General features: G+C 58.6%; 14 protein-coding genes. 3 read left to right on the forward strand and 11 right to left on the reverse strand.

Features of this window, described 5'->3' with window-relative positions:
* Positions 1-66 precede the first annotated feature (66 nt).
* The 3 genes from minE to minC all read right to left on the reverse strand — a co-directional run bounded on the left by minE (position 67) and on the right by minC (position 2,072).
* The gene (gene minE, locus ACWNZ1_RS24990) at positions 67-321 is read right to left on the reverse strand and encodes a cell division topological specificity factor MinE (RefSeq protein WP_003179111.1); all 255 of its coding nucleotides are present in this window, start codon (positions 319-321) and stop codon (positions 67-69) included.
* Entirely contained in the window at positions 321-1,133 is an 813-nt protein-coding gene (gene minD / locus ACWNZ1_RS24995; RefSeq protein WP_003179114.1) for a septum site-determining protein MinD, read from the reverse strand. Before minD ends, minE begins: the two co-directional genes overlap by 1 nt.
* 201 nt (positions 1,134-1,334) lie before the next feature.
* Positions 1,335-2,072 carry a septum site-determining protein MinC gene (gene minC, locus ACWNZ1_RS25000; RefSeq protein ID WP_135846639.1) on the reverse strand — a complete coding sequence of 246 codons (738 nt, stop codon included), beginning with the start codon at positions 2,070-2,072 and terminating at the stop codon, positions 1,335-1,337.
* Between the two features lie 118 nt (positions 2,073-2,190).
* Here minC and ACWNZ1_RS25005 point away from each other — a divergent pair, with 118 nt between their 5' ends.
* Together ACWNZ1_RS25005 and ACWNZ1_RS25010 are read left to right on the forward strand one after the other, a co-directional pair.
* Positions 2,191-3,123, forward strand: coding sequence for a lipid A biosynthesis lauroyl acyltransferase (locus ACWNZ1_RS25005; RefSeq protein WP_256453576.1), 933 nt, complete (start codon positions 2,191-2,193; stop codon positions 3,121-3,123).
* Positions 3,124-3,160: 37 nt separating this feature from the next.
* Positions 3,161-4,321: a patatin-like phospholipase family protein gene (locus ACWNZ1_RS25010; protein WP_135846637.1), complete on the forward strand. Its 1,161-nt coding sequence runs from the start codon at positions 3,161-3,163 to the stop codon at positions 4,319-4,321.
* Positions 4,322-4,484: 163 nt separating this feature from the next.
* Here the strand turns inward: ACWNZ1_RS25010 and ACWNZ1_RS25015 are convergent, their stop codons facing one another.
* The 6 genes from ACWNZ1_RS25015 to puuE form a co-directional block, all read right to left on the reverse strand.
* Entirely contained in the window at positions 4,485-5,270 is a 786-nt protein-coding gene (locus ACWNZ1_RS25015) for an outer membrane protein OmpK (RefSeq protein WP_256453575.1), read from the reverse strand.
* A gap of 363 nt (positions 5,271-5,633) precedes the next feature.
* Entirely contained in the window at positions 5,634-6,935 is a 1,302-nt protein-coding gene (locus tag ACWNZ1_RS25020) for a urate hydroxylase PuuD (protein WP_135846635.1), read from the reverse strand.
* A 52-nt stretch (positions 6,936-6,987) separates the two neighbouring features.
* Positions 6,988-7,491, reverse strand: a complete 504-nt coding sequence (locus ACWNZ1_RS25025; protein ID WP_135846634.1) for an ureidoglycolate lyase — start codon at positions 7,489-7,491, stop codon at positions 6,988-6,990.
* 62 nt (positions 7,492-7,553) lie between these two features.
* Positions 7,554-8,549 (reverse strand): allantoicase, encoded by a 996-nt coding sequence (alc, locus tag ACWNZ1_RS25030; RefSeq protein ID WP_256453574.1) that lies wholly within the window; start codon positions 8,547-8,549, stop codon positions 7,554-7,556.
* Positions 8,550-8,616: 67 nt separating this feature from the next.
* Positions 8,617-9,132 carry a 2-oxo-4-hydroxy-4-carboxy-5-ureidoimidazoline decarboxylase gene (uraD, locus tag ACWNZ1_RS25035; RefSeq protein WP_456027946.1) on the reverse strand — a complete coding sequence of 172 codons (516 nt, stop codon included), beginning with the start codon at positions 9,130-9,132 and terminating at the stop codon, positions 8,617-8,619.
* Positions 9,129-10,070, reverse strand: a complete 942-nt coding sequence (gene puuE, locus ACWNZ1_RS25040; protein ID WP_456027947.1) for an allantoinase PuuE — start codon at positions 10,068-10,070, stop codon at positions 9,129-9,131. Before puuE ends, uraD begins: the two co-directional genes overlap by 4 nt.
* Positions 10,071-10,483: 413 nt before the next feature.
* On the opposite strand from puuE, the gene uraH reads away from it, so the two are divergent.
* Positions 10,484-10,837, forward strand: a complete 354-nt coding sequence (gene uraH, locus ACWNZ1_RS25045) for a hydroxyisourate hydrolase (protein ID WP_058546670.1) — start codon at positions 10,484-10,486, stop codon at positions 10,835-10,837.
* Between the two features lie 97 nt (positions 10,838-10,934).
* Here uraH and ACWNZ1_RS25050 read toward each other — a convergent pair whose 3' ends face one another.
* Entirely contained in the window at positions 10,935-12,515 is a 1,581-nt protein-coding gene (locus ACWNZ1_RS25050) for a hypothetical protein (RefSeq protein ID WP_280944319.1), read from the reverse strand.
* Between the two features lie 181 nt (positions 12,516-12,696).
* Entirely contained in the window at positions 12,697-16,422 is a 3,726-nt protein-coding gene (locus ACWNZ1_RS25055) for a calcium-binding protein (RefSeq protein WP_280944318.1), read from the reverse strand.
* Positions 16,423-16,532 lie beyond the last annotated feature (110 nt).

Consider the following 16,532-nt stretch of genomic DNA (forward strand, 5'->3'; position numbering starts at 1 on the left):
GAGCAAGCCCGCTCCCACAAAAAAGGGCTGTGGGGACCCGAGCCGCCGTGGCTCCCGCAGGATCTATCAGCGATCCGGCAGGGTGATATTGAGTTCCAGAATCGAGCAACTGCCCTGGCTTTCCAGTGCCACATGCACGTCATCGCTACCGATGTTGACGTACTTGCGGATCACTTCCACCAGTTCCTTCTGCAAGGCTGGCAGGTAGTCAGGGGTACTGCGTTGGCCGCGTTCGTGCGCCACGATGATCTGTAGACGCTCTTTCGCGACCGAGGCGGTACTGGGCTTTTTGTTGGCACGAAAGAAGTCAAAAAGGTTCATTACCTACCTCCAAACAGGCGCTCGAAGAAACCTTTCTTCGTTACATCGAGGAAACGATGCTCTACGGTTTTGCCCAGCAGGCGATCGACGGCATCGCTGTACGCCTGGCCGGCGTCGCTCTGGTCGTCGAGAATCACCGGCACGCCGGAGTTAGAGGCCTTGAGTACCGCTTGGGATTCGGGAATCACACCCAGCAGGGTGACGGCGAGGATTTCCTTGACGTCTTCGACGCCGAGCATTTCACCGTCGCTGACCCGTTGTGGGTTATAGCGGGTCAACAGCAGGTGTTCCTTGATCGGCTCTTCGCCCTTCTCGGCGCGACGGGATTTGCTCGCCAGCAGGCCCAGCATGCGGTCGGAGTCACGTACCGAGGACACTTCCGGGTTGGTCACGACAATCGCTTCGTCAGCGAAGTACATGGCCAGGTGGGCACCCTTTTCGATACCGGCCGGGGAGTCGCAGACCACGAACTCGAAGTCTTCCTTGAGCTGCATCAGGACTTTTTCCACGCCTTCCTGGGTCAGCGCGTCTTTGTCACGGGTCTGGCTGGCGGCCAGCACGTAAAGGTTCTCAAGGCGCTTGTCCTTGATCAGGGCCTGCTGCAGGTTGGCTTCACCGTTGACCACGTTGACGAAGTCGTAGACCACGCGACGCTCACAACCCATGATCAGGTCCAGGTTACGCAGGCCGACGTCGAAATCGACGATGACTGTTTTGTGGCCGCGCAGAGCGAGGCCGGTACCGATAGCGGCGCTGGTGGTGGTCTTACCCACACCACCCTTGCCGGATGTAACCACGAGAATCTTGGCCAAGGTGTTTCACCCCTAAGGAAAAAGGACTTTGTCAGCCCCTGAAAAACATCTCTGGAAAACTGCTGCAATTGGACAGGCTTGGCTGGAATCGGATGCTGGGCGGGGTCTACCTCCGGTAAACACTGCCTGATCCTTTTTCCTACGTCGTTTAAGCCGTTTTCGCTACGTTTTAGAGATGCTTGGAAAATGCGGCAGTATCCGTTAAAGCCGAATGATGTTCAACACGTCGCCCGACAGGCTGACCTGGACGCTGGCCCCCCACAGCGGGTCACGGCGTAAATCTTCGGAGACCTTGTACTGCCCGGCGATGGAGACCAGTTCAGCGCTCAATTGCTGACAGAAAATCCTGGCCTTCGTGTCGCCCTTGACGCCGGCCAGCGCGCGACCGCGCATCGGGCCGTATACATGGATGTTGCCATCGGCCAGAAGTTCCGCGCCCGGGCTGACCGAGGACACCACCACCAGATCGCCACCCTGGGCATAAATCTGCTGCCCACCGCGTACTGGCGAGGTGATGACTCGGGTCGGCTTGATGGTGGGTTCCGCTGGTTTTTCCGGGGTTTTCTTCGCTTCCACCGGGCTCAGTTCCAGCACCCGCTCACGGGCGCCGGATGGTGGCAGCACCGGAATGTCCACGGCGATGGCGGCAGCGATGTCTTCGATGCGGCTGGCGCGGATCGCCAGGGTGCGCAGGCCGTGCTGGCGGCAAACACGCATCAGGCCCGGCAGATCCACCGCGCCTTCGCTGGCCGGTAGCTTGTCCAGGGCCAGCACCAGCGGGGCGTTGCTGAAAAAGTTCGGCGCCTGGGCGACTTTGGCCGCCAACTGCCGGTCAAGGCTTTCCAGGTCATTGCGGGCCAGCTCCAGCACCGTAATGGCGAGCATGCTGCCCTTCAGCTGGAACACGGGATCTTGGTCTAGCGGTTCGGTTTGGCTCATGGTCGGCGTACAACGGCTTGTCACTAAAAGTGCCGAGACTTATAACGAGATCGTTCGCCAGCCGCAACCCGGGTCGAACAATGTAGAATGCGCGACCCATGTCTTTGTGGAAGCTGTAATGGATCGCCCGCGTTTTCGAGCTGCTTTTTTTCATCCGCGTTTCTGGCTGCTGTGGTGCGGCCTTGGGCTGTTGTGGCTGATCGTTCAGTTGCCTTATCCGGTGCTGCTGCGGATCGGTCGTGCGCTCGGTGCGCTGATGTACCGGGTGGCAGGCGACCGACGGCGCATTGCCTGGCGCAACCTGGAACTGTGTTTTCCGGAAAAGTCCGTTGCCGAGCGCAAGCGCTTGCACAAGGAAAACTTTGCTTCCACCGGTATCGCCTTTTTCGAAATGGCCATGAGTTGGTGGTGGTCGCGTTCGCGCCTGGCGAAGCTGGCCCATGTCGAAGGGTTGGAGCATCTCAAGCAGGCCCAGCGCGAAGGCAAGGGCGTGATCCTGATGGCGCTGCATTTCACCACGCTGGAAATCGGCGCGGCGTTGCTGGGCCAGCAGCACACCATCGATGGCATGTACCGCGAACACAAGAACCCGCTGTTTGACTACATTCAGCGTCGGGGCCGCGAGCGGCATAACCTCGACTCCCTGGCGGTGGAGCGTGACGACGTGCGTGGCATGCTCAAGTTGCTGCGCGCCGGTCGGGCGATCTGGTATGCGCCGGATCAGGATTACGGCGCCAAGCAAAGCGTGTTTGTGCCATTGTTCGGTATCCAGGCGGCGACGGTCACGGCTACCAGCAAGTTCGCCCGCCTGGGCAAGGCGCTGGTGGTGCCCTTCGTTCAGGAGCGCCTGGCCGATGGCAGCGGCTATCGCCTGGTGATCCAGGCGCCGCTGGAAGCGTTTCCGGGCGAGACCGAGGAAGCCGATTGCATCCGCATCAATCAATGGGTGGAGCAGTCGGTGCGCGATTGCCCTGAGCAATACCTTTGGGCCCACCGGCGTTTCAAGACCCGTCCGCCGGGCGAGTCGAAGCTGTACGACAAGCGCGGTTGAGCTTTTTTGAGTATCACCTTGAGCACGGAGTGTTGCGATGACCCCAGCTGAACCGGTTACAGGTTTGATTCTTTCCGGCGGCGGGGCTCGGGCAGCGTATCAAGTGGGGGTGTTGGCGGCGATTGCCGAGTTGTTGCCCGATGGGGCGCGCAATCCGTTCCCGGTGATCGTCGGCACTTCGGCTGGGGCGATCAACGCGGTCAGCCTGGCGAGCGGGGCGATGGACTTCAAGACCGCCGTCGAACGGCTGACGGCATTCTGGCAAGCGGTGCGCAGTCATCAGGTGATGCGCAGCGATTGGCGGGGCGTGGTGGGCCAGGCAATGCGCTTCATCAGCCATAGCCTATTGGGCCTGGGGGCCAAGTTGCCGGTGGCGCTGATTGACAGTTCGCCGTTGCGCGAACTGCTCCAGGCACAGTTCCATGCCTCGGGTATCGAGCTGGCCATTATTAAGCAGCAACTGCGGGCGGTGGCGGTGACGGCGTTCGGTTATGAGTCTGGCCAGGCTGTAACCTTTTACCAGGGGCGCGGCACCATCGATGCCTGGCTGCGCCACCGTCGCATTGGGGTGCCGACGCAGTTGTCGGTGGAGCACCTGCTGGCCAGTTCGGCGATTCCTTTGTTGTTCGCGCCGGTCAAGATCGGCCCGCAGTACTTCGGTGACGGCGCCGTGCGGCAATCGGCGCCCATCAGCCCGGCCTTGCACCTGGGAGCCAATCGCGTACTGGTCATCGGTGTCAGTGGCAACCCGCGTGCTGCCGGCGGGCAAGATCCTTTGGAACGCAGCTACACCGGTCTGCAACCGACTCTGGCGCAGATTGGCGGCCATATGCTCAACAGCACGTTCATTGACAGCCTGGAAAGCGACATCGAGTTGCTTCAGCGCCTGAACGGCTTCAGTCACCTGCTGCCCGATGATGTACCGGCCCATGCCCTGGGCGCGGCGCCGGTGGAGGTGCTGGTGATTTCGCCAAGCCAGCCCATCGACGAAATCGCCGCTCGCCATCGCCAGGAGCTGCCCCGCGCGCTACGGCTGTTTCTGCGAGGGCCGGGCGCGACCAAGACCAGCGGCGCTGGGGTGTTGAGTTATTTGTTGTTCGAGGCGGGGTATTGCAGCGAACTGATCGAGTTGGGGCGTCAGGATGCGTTGGCGCAGCGCGAGGAACTGACCCGGTTTTTGGGGTTGTCTCAGGGTTGAGCCCAACCCGAGCCGAGCCCCTTGTGGGCGCGGGCTTGCTCGCGAAAGCGGTGAGTCAGCTTGCACTGATGTTGAATGTGCAGTCGCCTTCGCGAGCAAGCCCGCTCCCACAAGGGATGTGTGCAGGGCTTCAAGTCTGGGATTAACCTGAGACTGAGTCAGATCAGAAGTGATACTTGAGCAAGAAGCTGGTGTTGCTCTGGTTGGTCTTGAAACCGTCGCTGTCTTCGATCCCGTACTTGTTTTTCCAGTAGTCATACTCCACACCCACATACAACTGCTTGGCGCCCAGCTTCAGCGCTTTGCCCAGGTCATATTTGACCTGCGGGTTGATGTGCAGGTTGGCGTGGTAGGTGCCCTTGGAATTGGTGTCGTTGTCCACGACCCAGTCGATGAAGCCGTCGATCAGAATGTCGGATGAACCCACCGGGAGGGTGTAGGCCCAGGTCGGGGTGATCTGCCAGACGTTGTCGCCAGCGCGCGGGCCTTCGGTCTGACGGTTGTAGAAGTTCAACTGGAAGTAATCGAAGCCGGGGATCGCCAGGTCGAAGCCCGGACCGATCAGGTAGGACTCGTTGTCGCCTTCGCCGAACTCATAGGTCATGGCCAGAAGCACATCCTTGATCGGGCCCAGTTCCAGCTTCTGGTCGAAGATCTTGCCAAACGACAGGCGCGGGCTGAACTCACCGTAGTAGGTGTTCGGGCCGGACTGGCTGTCGTCCTGGCCGTTGTAGAAGATCCGATCGAGGAAGAAGAAATTGTCGCCGTATTTCCAGGCGTCGGCGTGCTCGAAGGTCACGGTCTGCTGGATGCGCGGGTTGACCTGGAAATCCTTGCCGTACAGGTAGGTCAGGCTGTTGTTCTGCCATTGGAACAGGTCATCGGCCATCGCCTGGCCTGCGACCAATAAGGAGCCTGCGAGTATCAGGCTGGTGCATGTACGTTTCATTCGGTTTGCTCCCAAAGGTAAGTGGTACCGCCATTTTTTTCAGATCAGCGCTCTTGGTGTGGCGCTTTTTTCTACGGAGAAAAACATCCGTTCGGTCAGCTTTTTGCTCGTGGCAGATGCTGATAGCAAGAGCTGAGCCAAGCCTGAAAAAAAGCTCGTCCAGCTATTTGGAACAGTCGAAAAAAGGTGTTTTCCAGGGACGCCCGATATCCCCCGTGATGCCGGGATAAGCTGGCGCCTCGGTCAGGATTCGATGGTTTTTTTACGGTGCCCGGATGTGAACGGCCGCGCAGGGTACGGGCTTGCCCTGACGGGGTTCAAGTGCCCTGCAACGGCGCATTCATGGCGAATTTGGGGCGCGGCTCAGTTGGTCCGCGCGCCCTGGTTGATCCAGGCACCGATCAGGTCGCGTTCCTGTTGGGTCATCTGGGTGATGTTGCCCAAGGGCATGATCTGGGTGGTCACGGCCTGAGCCTGGATGCGCGCGGCCTGTTGCTGGATCTGCTGCGGCGTATCGAACATCACCCCGCCCGGCGCGGCGCTGAACAACGGGCTGGTGGGTTTGGCCGAATGGCAGACCGAGCAGCGCTCCTGGATCACGCTATGGACCTTCTCGAACGATGGGCCCTGGGCGTTGGCGGCCTGGGTGGGTGTCGATGCCGGTGCGGCCGTGGCTGTTGCCGGTTTTGCACCGCCGCCCACTGCCGTTTCCGGCAACGGTTGGTACTCGATCACGCCAGGTGCCTTGGCTACTTCCGGTGCGGTGGGCATGGGCTTGGGCCCTGTGACATAAGCCAGGCAGATCATCGCCAGAGCACCGACCGGCAGCGTCCAGGCAAACCGGTTGCTGTCATGGCGCGTGTTGAAGTAATGCCGCACCAACACCGCCGCCACGGCGATACCGGCCAGGATCAACCAGTTGTATTGGCTGCCGTAGGTACTCGGGAAGTGGTTGCTGATCATGATGAACAGCACCGGCAGGGTGAAGTAGTTGTTGTGGCGCGAACGCAGCAAACCCTTGGCCGGCAGCGCCGGATCGGGCGTGCGGTTCTCGGCGATGGCCGCCACCAGCGCACGTTGGGCCGGCATGATGATGCGGAACACGTTGCCGACCATGATCGTGCCGATGACAGCACCCACGTGCAGGTAGGCACCGCGGCCGCTGAACACCTTGCTGAACCCGTAGGCCGCGGCGATCAACAGCACAAACAGGATCAAACCGAGCAGGGCGGGGCGCTTGCCCAGGGCCGAGTCGCAGAGAAAGGAATAGACGAACCAACCGACGAACAACGAGCCGATGCCCAGTGCCACGCCTTCGGGGCCGCTGAGGCTGCTGCCGGGGGCCAGCAGGTATAGGGTCGGGTTCCAATAGAACACCACGCACAGCAGCGCGACACCCGACATCCAGGTGAAATACGCTTCCCACTTGAACCAGTGCAGGTTGTCCGGCATGGACGGTGGCGCGAGTTTGTATTTTTCCAGGTGGTAGATGCCACCACCGTGGATGGCCCACAAGTCACCAGCCAGACCACTTTTTGGATTGACGCGATTGAGGTTGTTTTCCAGCCAGACGAAGTAGAACGACGCGCCGATCCAGGCCACGCCAGTGATCATATGAACCCAGCGCACGCTCAGGTTCAGCCATTCCAGCATATGTGCTTCCACAGTCTTTACCTCTCGCCCGTCCCGCTTGTTTTCGCGTGATCGGACGCTTCTCTTATTGGTGGGGGGCGAGGATCAAACACTCATCCTCTTGGAAAAAATGCTCATCGCAGTTATTGCCTGTGCCACTGCGATCAACCACCAGGAAGTCATCCCGCTTTTCGATCGTCAGCACCGGGTGGTGCCAGACGCCGCGATGGTAATTAATGCCCTGCCTGCCGTTGGTGACGAAGGCGCGGACCAAGCCTGATACAGGTGCATCGCCAAGTGGCGCGACCACGATCAGAAAGGGGTTGCCGAGCAGCGGGATGAAGGCTTGGCTGCCCAGCGGGTGGCGCTCCAGCATGCGTACGGTCAGCGGCATCTCCAACGCGTCGGCGCGGAAGATGCTGATGATCGCCTTGTCGTCCGGCGTGGCGGTTTCCACCGTTGCCAGGCGATGGAAACGCATGGTCGAACCGTTGTTGATCATGAAGTGATCGCTGCCATCGGTTTCGATCACGTCACCGAATGGGGCGAAGGCTTCTTTGGTCAACGGTTCGATCTTGAGTGTGCGCATGCGGGTCTTCTTATCCAAAATTTTGTGTTGTCGATTCAGCTTTTGTGGCGAGGGAGCGCCGCTTACTTCGCTACCTTGCCCAGCACCCGCAGGCGACTCACCCCGCCATCCGGAAACACATTCAAGCGGATGTGGGTGATCGGCCCCAGGGCTTTGATCTGTTCGGCGAAGGTGTGTTCGGCGTGCATTTCCAGTTTCTGGCTCGGCAGCAGTTCGCGCCAGAACAGCGACTGGGTTTCGATCTGGCTGTCGGTGCCGCCCTTGACGAATGCGCCTTGGATCGAGCAGCTGTCCGGGTAGTTGCCCTTGAAGTGCAGGGTGTCGACGACGACTTTTTCAACGACGCCGGCATGGCCGAGGGCGACGATGACCCAGTCATTGCCCGGGGTACGACGCCGAGCGGTTTCCCAGCCGTCGCCCATGTTCACGCCACGGCCAGGGTTGAGGATGTTGCTCATGCGGCCGAAATGTTCGTCGGAACAAGCCAGGGCACGGCCACCGTTGAGGGCCGCAACCAGGTCGATCTGTTCGTTGTCGCCCACGGCCGACCAGTCGCGGTACGGAATGCCGTAGACCCGCAGCCGGGCCACACCACCATCGGGGTAGATGTTGAAGCGCAGGTGGCTGAACGCCTGGTCGTTACTGATTTCATGGTAGTGGTGGCTGTTGCCTTGCAGCTCTACCGCCGACAGCACTTCAGTCCACTGGGTGTTTTCGTCCGGCTCGCCTTCAGTCAGGAAACAGGCTTCCAGGGAGGCCGACGGTGGGTAGTTACCGGTGAAGAACGAGGTGTCGATGTCCACGCCTTTGATCGAACCTGCCACGCCCAGGCGGATCACCGCGCTGTCGTAGCCTTCGAAGCGCTTGCGCCGCGATTCCCAACCGTCCATCCACTTGCCGTTGTCATCGAACACGCCCTCCTTCCAGACGGCCGGGGTCGGTTGGAACAAACGGTTGGCGTCGGCGAACCAGTCATCGGTGACCGAGATGATTTTGGTGCCGAGGCGGGCGTCGGCCAGGTTGACGAACTTCTCGAAAGGTACGGCGTAAGCTTTCATTCTTCTTGTCTGCCTTTAATAAGTTGGCTGGGGATGCTTGCAGGGGCCTGGGGCTCAGGGCTGCTCGCTAAAGGGTCAGTAATCGGAACAACGCAATCTTGTTGATCTCTGCCAGCGCGCATTTGAATTCGGTGTCTACCGAGTGATGGATGCGCGTTTCGAACGCCGCGAGGATCTGATGCCGGTTGCTGCCTTTTACCGCCATGATGAAGGGAAACTTGAACTTGGCCTTGTAGGCGTCGTTCAGCTCGGTAAAGCGCGCAAACTCGTCGCTCGAGCATTGGTGAATACCGGCGCCGGCCTGTTCGTTGGTGCTGGCTTCGGTCAGTTGGCCCTGGACGGCGGCTTTGCCGGCCAGGTCCGGGTGAGCGTTGATCAGGGCCAGTTGGCTGGCGTGATCGGCACTCAACAGGATGTCGCTCATGCGCTGGTGCAGGGTTTCGATCTGGTCGATGGACGAGTCCTGGCCCAGGTCGAAAGCCTTTTCGGCCATCCATGGCGAATGTTCGTAGATGTCGGCGAAGGCTTTGACGAACGCTTCGCGGCTCAAGGTGGAAGGCTTGAGGGTCTGGAACGCGGTCATTTCGAAGCCCCTGATTTCAACGCCTGTGGGCAGGGATGGGTCTGCTGCCAGTGGCGGGCGATGTCGACCCGGCGGCTGAACCAGACGTGCTCATGACCCTTGGCGTATTCGAGGAAACGCTTGAGGGCGGCAAGGCGCGCAGGCCGACCGATCAGGCGGCAATGCAGGCCGATGGAAAGCATCTTCGGCGCGTCGCTGCCTTCGGCATACAACACGTCGAAGGCGTCCTTGAGGTATTGGAAAAAATCGTCGCCCTTGTTGAAACCCTGCACCTGGGTGAAACGCATGTCATTGGTGTCGAGGGTGTAGGGGATCACCAGGTGCGGCTTGCCGGTGGGGGTGTTCGGTTCCCAGTAGGGCAGGTCGTCGTCGTAGGTGTCGCTGTCGTAGAGGAAACCACCTTCTTCCATCACCAGCCGACGGGTGTTGGGGCCGGTGCGGCCGGTGTACCAACCCAGCGGACGTTCGCCGGTGATCTCGGTGAGGATGCGGATCGCCTCGAACATGTGCTCGCGTTCCTGGGCCTCATCCATGTATTGATAGTCGATCCAGCGATAGCCGTGGCTGCAGATTTCGTGACCGGCGGCGACCATGGCGCGGATGAGGTCAGGATGGCGCTGGGCGGCCATGGCCACGGCGAAGATGGTCAGGGGAATATCGAATTCCTTGAACAGCTTGAGGACCCGCCACACGCCGGCGCGGCTGCCATACTCGTACAGCGATTCCATGCTCATGTTGCGCTCGCCTTGCAGCGGTTGCGCCGCGACCATCTCCGAGAGGAACGCTTCGGACTCCTTGTCGCCATGCAGGATGTTGCGCTCGCCGCCTTCCTCGTAGTTGAGCACGAAGGACAGGGCGATGCGGGCATTGCCCGGCCACTGGGGGTGGGGAGGGTTACTGCCGTAACCGATCAGGTCGCGTGGGTAGTCAGCGCTCACTGCAGTCTTCCTTCTTGTTCGAACCATGTAGGTGGCGCCCTGGCGATGGATCACAGGCTGGCGTCACGACGATGGGCTGATTGTATACAACTTTATGTGTGGTTTGTAAGCCTGATTTTTTGCATTTTTCATCGCTGCCCTGGGTTCGTCTACACTGCAAGAAACCTGCCCAGTTGGTCAATTAATCCGTGGAAGGGTAGCGTATCTGTTGGTTTGGCTTCAGATTGGTCATGAAGCATTGTTCAAATGCTCGTGACCTAAATATGTGTTTTTTATTGTGTACAATTTTCTTTTAAAGTGTCTTAATTCGCTCGTCGCCGTGGCGTTTCGTGCTCCGAAACGGTGCGGTCTGTCTTTCAACTGATTCAGGAGGCGTCGGGCCGGACTGTTCTGCAGCGAGGCGCGCACAAGCAATGGGACGTTTGACTACTCACGTTTTGGATGCCGCACATGGCTGCCCGGGCAGCTCGATCAAGGTCGAGTTGTACCGTGTAGAAGGCTCGCAACTGCAGCTGGTCGCCAGCGCGCTGACCAACAGTGACGGCCGTTGCGATGCACCGCTGTTGCAAGGGGATGACTACCGTAGCGGGGTCTACCAGATTCAATTCCACGCCGGCGACTACTACCGCGCCCGTGGCGTCCAGTTGTCCGAGCCGGCGTTCCTGGATGTGGTGGTGCTGCGCTTCGGTATTTCAGCCGAGCAGGAGCATTACCACGTGCCCCTGCTGATTTCGCCTTACGCCTATTCAACCTATCGAGGCAGTTGAGCCCCCCAAGCAACTGCCTGGTCCTGGAAGCGACTGCGCATAAAGCTTCTTTGGTTTTCGCCCGCTCACACTGCGGGCTTTTTTTTGCGTGGCGGACTCATAGCCTGGCGTTGTCATCCCGGATGATAAAGATCGTGTCTGCGATGCCCGGGCGGATTTCAGTACCGCCTTTGAGCCAGATGATTTTGTTGGCGTTGTGGGCGTCCTGGACCACTTTCGCAGCGGCTTCGCCAACCTGGGTTTCCAGGCGAGTGCCGGCGGTAACCGGGTCCATGTACATTGGCAGGGAAATCTTCGGGATTCTGGTGCGGTGCAGGCTCATGAAAAATACATAGTCATGCTCTGTTCGTTGAAATACCAACGCCGGAAAGCTATTGAAAGAGGTGGGTTCCATGACCGTATAGCCATTACGGGTCAGAAGGGCGGCCATAAAGCGTTTGAAATCCACAGGCGAATACGTCGTCATGAAATAAAGCCACTGTCGCTGGAACCGCAAGGGATCAAAATCCAGTCGATCCAATACTCCTGTCGAGGAAGGGATGGGCAGGGCTATCGAGCGGGCAGCGCCTTTGGACGCCGAAGAGGTCGGAAGAATCGGCAGCATCAATAGCGGATCGGACCAGTGCGGATGCAACGAATGGGTCGCGTTTTCCCAACTGCTGAAAATCTGCCTGAGTGCTGTCAAACCTCCGGCGGTGGCGAACGGCGAGTTGTTGGTGAGTTCAAATTGTTTCCTTGCGATGTTTTCCAGGGTGGCTGTCGTGACTTCCGGAAAACGATTCCTGACATAGCCCGTCAGCGGTTTTTTAAAGGGAAGCCTGGCGTCAATTTCCCAATGGTTGTCCGGTGGCACTTGTATGACGCCGCGAGGTTGCTCGTCGGGTGTATGCCTGAGGATGGCGTCCAGCAGGTCAAAATCATAGGTGGGATGAGCGGGGGATTGGATATAGATGATCGGGGATTCGCGCGCTTCGGTGCGAGTTACCATCTTGTAGTGGACATTGCCTATGGTGATCAATTCCGATGGCGTGAATTTGGGGTCGACCCCCCAGTTTTTCTGGAATGTCGGGGCGCTTTGCAGCGTGGTTTCGCTTTGCTCGGACGCCGTACGCGGGCGCTTGGGTGCAGCCGCTTCCGATGGCTCATCATCTGCTGGCCGGTGGTACGGATCGGCATCACTGCCGTGAGTCATCTCCTGGTCCGCAATCTGACGCCATAGGAGGCTGCCCTCCACCTGTTCCAGGCGTGGTCCGGAGGCGACGAGTTCAGTGCTTGATCGGGCTCGGTAATTCTGTTCGGCATCGCGACCCAGCAGCACCGTCCCCCCCTCTGCAAGCTCGACGTAGGTGCGCGTCTTGAACGTGCGGATTCCGGAGGTCGCGTCTGGCTCCGATAACAGGGGCACCAGCTCGGATGAAAGGTAGTAATTGTCCAGTGATACGCGGATAGGGGCACCTTGGATGGCTGTCTGCGAGGCAATGTCCGATATCTGGACGGTCGGGGTCTGCGACTCAGGGGCTTCGATCTGTCGTCCGGTCGGTGAGAGGGACGCTTGATCGGTTCCTTCTCCTCTCATGGGATTGTTGAGCGTTGTTTCCGGTGTCGTATCGCGACTGGAGTGAGGCGTATCGGGGGACGACTTTGGAATATTGGGTCGGGTGTTTCGTCTTGGACTCATTGAAAGTGCCTGTTCTTAGTTCGAAGAAGTTTGATGATCCATGTGGTCATGAAACCAATGGCCTGCCATGTCGCTTGTGACGGGCAGGCCTTGGGCTTAAGGATGTTCATGGAAAACCGACAGGCAGGTGCACTACATATATATGGCGCCTGAAAGAAACTTTCGAAGCCATTCGTCAAGGCTATGCATGTTTGGCAGACGTCTCACCCAATGAGAGGATCCAGCTCAAGCGAGAGAGCCTTATGCCGAAGATCGTGCTCAGCGCTAACATTTGCGCAAATATCACCGAGTTTCCCAATGTGAAGTTTTCCACCAGTTCCACGCACTTTTCCCGCAACAGACGAAGCGTGTCATCACCCATGGGGTGCGTCTGGTTGAGGCCTTCGCGAGCCAGATCTTGATAGAACTTGAGGGCGTGGTCGCACAGGTCTGTTTTTCTCAGGTTCGCCGTCTCAATGACTCGGGATTTATCGGTATCTAGGATCCACCTGCGGGTTTTGAGGTTATAGCTCAAGGTGCCGGGAGCCCCGTCCTTGATGGCAACGTGAAGAACCTTCAGTTCTTCGGACTTCAGGCTCGACAGTTCGCTGGGCCATGGTGTGTCGGGATCGGCGAGAGGGGCAAAGTACCGGCCATCGAGCGCTTCTACATAAACCTGCTCAAACAGGCTGTCGACGGCATGCACGACGCCTTGTGCCGTGATGACTCGTATCGGGTCGACAAGGTCTTGAGCCTCATAGGCGGGAAGATGGATGGTGGTTGTGCCAATCCGCAGCACATTGGCGCAAAGTTTTATTTCGACTCGACCCAGGTGCGTGGCATCGAGCTCCCAGGTGGAGGCATGGGGTAACCGCGGATTGGCGCCGGCCAATGCGCCCGGTGTGGACAGGCGTAGCGTCATGTTCGGGCTCAGGTGGACAAGGTAGGTGGCGCCTTCGCCAACCAGGACTTCAATCCCCGTCTGTTCGGTGGGGGCTGTCAGCGTGGCGCAGGTTGCCCAATTGCCCATGTAATAGGGTTTTTTGTCCAAGGGGCGTAGATAGGCGTATTTCTTTTTGGTGGGTGTGAGAGATGGCGAAATTTCCGTTTTCCATTTCACCGGATCTTTGGCGATGAATGTTTCGTCCAGCAACACGCCATAGGCGGGCGAGGGCTGGACCAGACGGTAGGACGAGCCGTCATTCATGATGAGGATGAACGTATGTTGCAAAGCCAAGGCGGAAAATGCCCGCCGTCCGGTGTTCGGGTTTTGCGCGCTATAACGCTCGTCGGAACTTGCCAGGTTCTTCAAGATGATTCGGCGAGGACCAAAGTGTAACGTCAGTCCACATTCACCATATTTTATGGTGTCGCCTTTATCTTCCTGAGTGACATGAGCGTTGTAGTGGGCCTCGATACCCGTCAGGTCGGAGTTGACGTAATCCAGATGGAGCGTGGTGGAAAACGCGCTTTTTTGCCTGACCCTGAGGGTGGTGAGTTCGTTGAGGCGTGAAACGAAATAGCTTGTGTCTTTGTCGTGGGCGATCTGCTGTTCTATCCGATCGTTCAGGATGGCCGGGTTTCGCGGCGTTCCTTGCTGCACCATGACTGTTTCAATGTCGAACGGGCCGCTGTGCTCGATCATCTCGGGCAGATCGGGAACCAAGTGGTAGCCATCCTGGGTAATGAACGTCAGCCTGTCGTTTTGCAGGGCTCTTGAATGATCGCTATGTGCATAGACGTTCCTGATGGTGACTGTGCGAAGTTCCCAGTCATTTGCATCGAAGCATGAAGTAATGACCAGGTTGCTATCTTCAATCCGCCAGCTTTCAATCAGGTCGGCTCTCCAGTCCAGCGCGATGACGCTGTTGTCTGCGCCGTCTTCGGTGATCGATACACCGCCTGCTTTATGAGCGATGGCATAGACATCTTCGCCAGGTCCGCCGTCGGCGTTGCGGTTATTTCCATTGAGAATAAAAATCCGGTCATCTCCCGCACCGGCCTCGATCGAATCGTTGCCGCGGGATTTGATGATGTTCGAGCCGGCTGTGCCCTTGATGACATTGGCACCGCCCTCGGGGATTTCTACGTTTTCAATGCTTTCAAGCACTGCATGGCGATGACATCTGCTCTGCGTATCACCACTGGCTTGAGTGATGATGGACACTTGTCCTGCGTCCAGGTCGACCCGATAACCCTGGCGCGGCGCCTGATGGCTGCTGCTACGGCCCGATAAAATGAGTGTGTCATTGCCCACGCCACCCACCAGCCGGTTTGCTGGAGGGGTTTGGTTTCTACTGAGGTTTTCTGTCGAGCCCTCGAAGATAAAAACGTCATCTTTCGTGCCGCCGCTCAGTTCTTTGACACCTGCCCCGTAGTGAAAGACGTTGGGCTTGTCTTCGACCCCTGTAACAGTGTCGTTGCCACCGCCGATGTACCAATGGATACCTTTATGTCCGGCCGGCGTTTCCATGACTGCCCCCGGCGTCCCGGTAGTAACGCCTTTGCGCGCATCGATCCAGTCGTCGCTGTCTTTGATCCTCGGGCGTACTGCCGTCGCCTGGTACCTTTCACCGGTCCACCAACTCCAGGTGTTATAGGTCACCGGTTCCAGTTCCACGGTGAATGTACCGTTTACGATCGCTTCAGTGCTGTCCTTCAGTGGGCCTCTAAGCAAGTTCAGGGCATTGTTCTGCAGTAGCTTTGTATGGTCGGCGGTCGCCTTGGCGATGAGGTAGCGCTCCTGGATATCCTTGTCGGGGTCGATCGTCCAGAAGGCCAACCAACCCGTGCGGAGACGCTCGTGTACGGTGAGCTCTATATAGTCGTCGATTTCATCGACTTGACGTATGGCGCCCCAGACTTGTGAACCCACCACCAGGATAAGCCCTGCGGCAAGGCCCACGGGGCCGGCTGAACTGAACCCAGCGAGCGCGGCGACGCCGACGGTCAGGGTCATGGCGGCGCTGGTGACGCTCAAGGCTGCGCTGACATAGTGATCGGTGGCTTCTTTGCCAGTAGCGTGGGCGGCAGCCTTGAAAGAGTCGACGGCGGAAATGATGTCGAAAGGAAGTGTCAGGACGCTGGCAATCAGGCCGCCTCCACGCGCGAGCCGTGTGGCGAATGTCGTTTTAGCGAAATCCTCGAGGGAGCGATGGCCGGCCCTGATCATCTGAGTGGCTTGTCGGGTCACCGCGGCTTCGACGCCGATAGACGCGACCTCGGCGGCCACGCCGGTCCCATTGAAAATGGTCTGGTAGGCATCCTTGTTACGGATGGCGTCTTGCAGGCCTCGCAGGCCGCTATAGATTCCGAAGGCCTGAAGTCCAAGGCCCGTGGGAATGAGGAGGTTGCTCCTGGTGGTGCTGACCCAACTGAATGTTCCGTGGATGAGACCACGGCTATCGAGCTTTTGCGCGGATTTCAGGAGTTTTCCCAGCGTGCTCCGATAGTGGGTGGGGTCAACCTGTGTTTCAGGGGCTTCACTCAACAATGGGCTCGCGCAGGGGGGACGCTGGCTTGCCATTTCAAATAGCAACGTTGGCAACCGGTAGTCGTTCGCATCGCAGGTCAGTTTCAGACGTGTTTCGATATCGCCTGCATTGAACTGAAGCGAGTTCACGAAAAAGCGATTGGGATGGCGGAAAAAAGTATTATCGCCGTTCAGCGGTTGTCCATCGATCGTTGCGCCGAGCGCATTCAGGGCGCAACGGGTGATTGTCACGGAGCCGATGTGCAGCGGGCCGTAAAGTTTATCCACGACTTCAAGCTGGGCCTGTCGATGCTTGTGCTGCGGACTCAGTTGCGCTCCTTCGACGGACCTGAAGTCGAGTGTTTCGACAGCGTATTCATTGGCATGAAAACCCAGGTCCGTAATGACTACGGCCCGGTCGTCGGAAACGGAGCCGGGATAAAAAGCCTTGCTCATGGTGAACGTCCTTGTTCAACGATGATGTAAATGGCTCTCTATCTAAGGTGTTTTCCTGAACGGTGTATATCGATGGGTTGTTGCCATGTTTTGCAAAAGCCTGGCTGCCG

This window comes from Pseudomonas sp. CFBP 5748 (assembly GCF_053850495.1).

What these genes read in the sequence shown, in the direction of transcription:
- minE (WP_003179111.1), bottom strand. Translation starts at nt 321, where the DNA reads ATGAACCTTTTTGACTTCTTTCGTGCCAACAAAAAGCCCAGTACCGCC.
- minC (WP_135846639.1), bottom strand. Translation starts at nt 2,072, where the DNA reads ATGAGCCAAACCGAACCGCTAGACCAAGATCCCGTGTTCCAGCTGAAG.
- ACWNZ1_RS25005 (WP_256453576.1), top strand. Translation starts at nt 2,191, where the DNA reads ATGGATCGCCCGCGTTTTCGAGCTGCTTTTTTTCATCCGCGTTTCTGG.
- ACWNZ1_RS25010 (WP_135846637.1), top strand. Translation starts at nt 3,161, where the DNA reads ATGACCCCAGCTGAACCGGTTACAGGTTTGATTCTTTCCGGCGGCGGG.
- ACWNZ1_RS25015 (WP_256453575.1), bottom strand. Translation starts at nt 5,270, where the DNA reads ATGAAACGTACATGCACCAGCCTGATACTCGCAGGCTCCTTATTGGTC.
- ACWNZ1_RS25025 (WP_135846634.1), bottom strand. Translation starts at nt 7,491, where the DNA reads ATGCGCACACTCAAGATCGAACCGTTGACCAAAGAAGCCTTCGCCCCA.
- alc (WP_256453574.1), bottom strand. Translation starts at nt 8,549, where the DNA reads ATGAAAGCTTACGCCGTACCTTTCGAGAAGTTCGTCAACCTGGCCGAC.
- uraD (WP_456027946.1), bottom strand. Translation starts at nt 9,132, where the DNA reads ATGACCGCGTTCCAGACCCTCAAGCCTTCCACCTTGAGCCGCGAAGCG.
- uraH (WP_058546670.1), top strand. Translation starts at nt 10,484, where the DNA reads ATGGGACGTTTGACTACTCACGTTTTGGATGCCGCACATGGCTGCCCG.
- ACWNZ1_RS25050 (WP_280944319.1), bottom strand. Translation starts at nt 12,515, where the DNA reads ATGAGTCCAAGACGAAACACCCGACCCAATATTCCAAAGTCGTCCCCC.
- ACWNZ1_RS25055 (WP_280944318.1), bottom strand. Translation starts at nt 16,422, where the DNA reads ATGAGCAAGGCTTTTTATCCCGGCTCCGTTTCCGACGACCGGGCCGTA.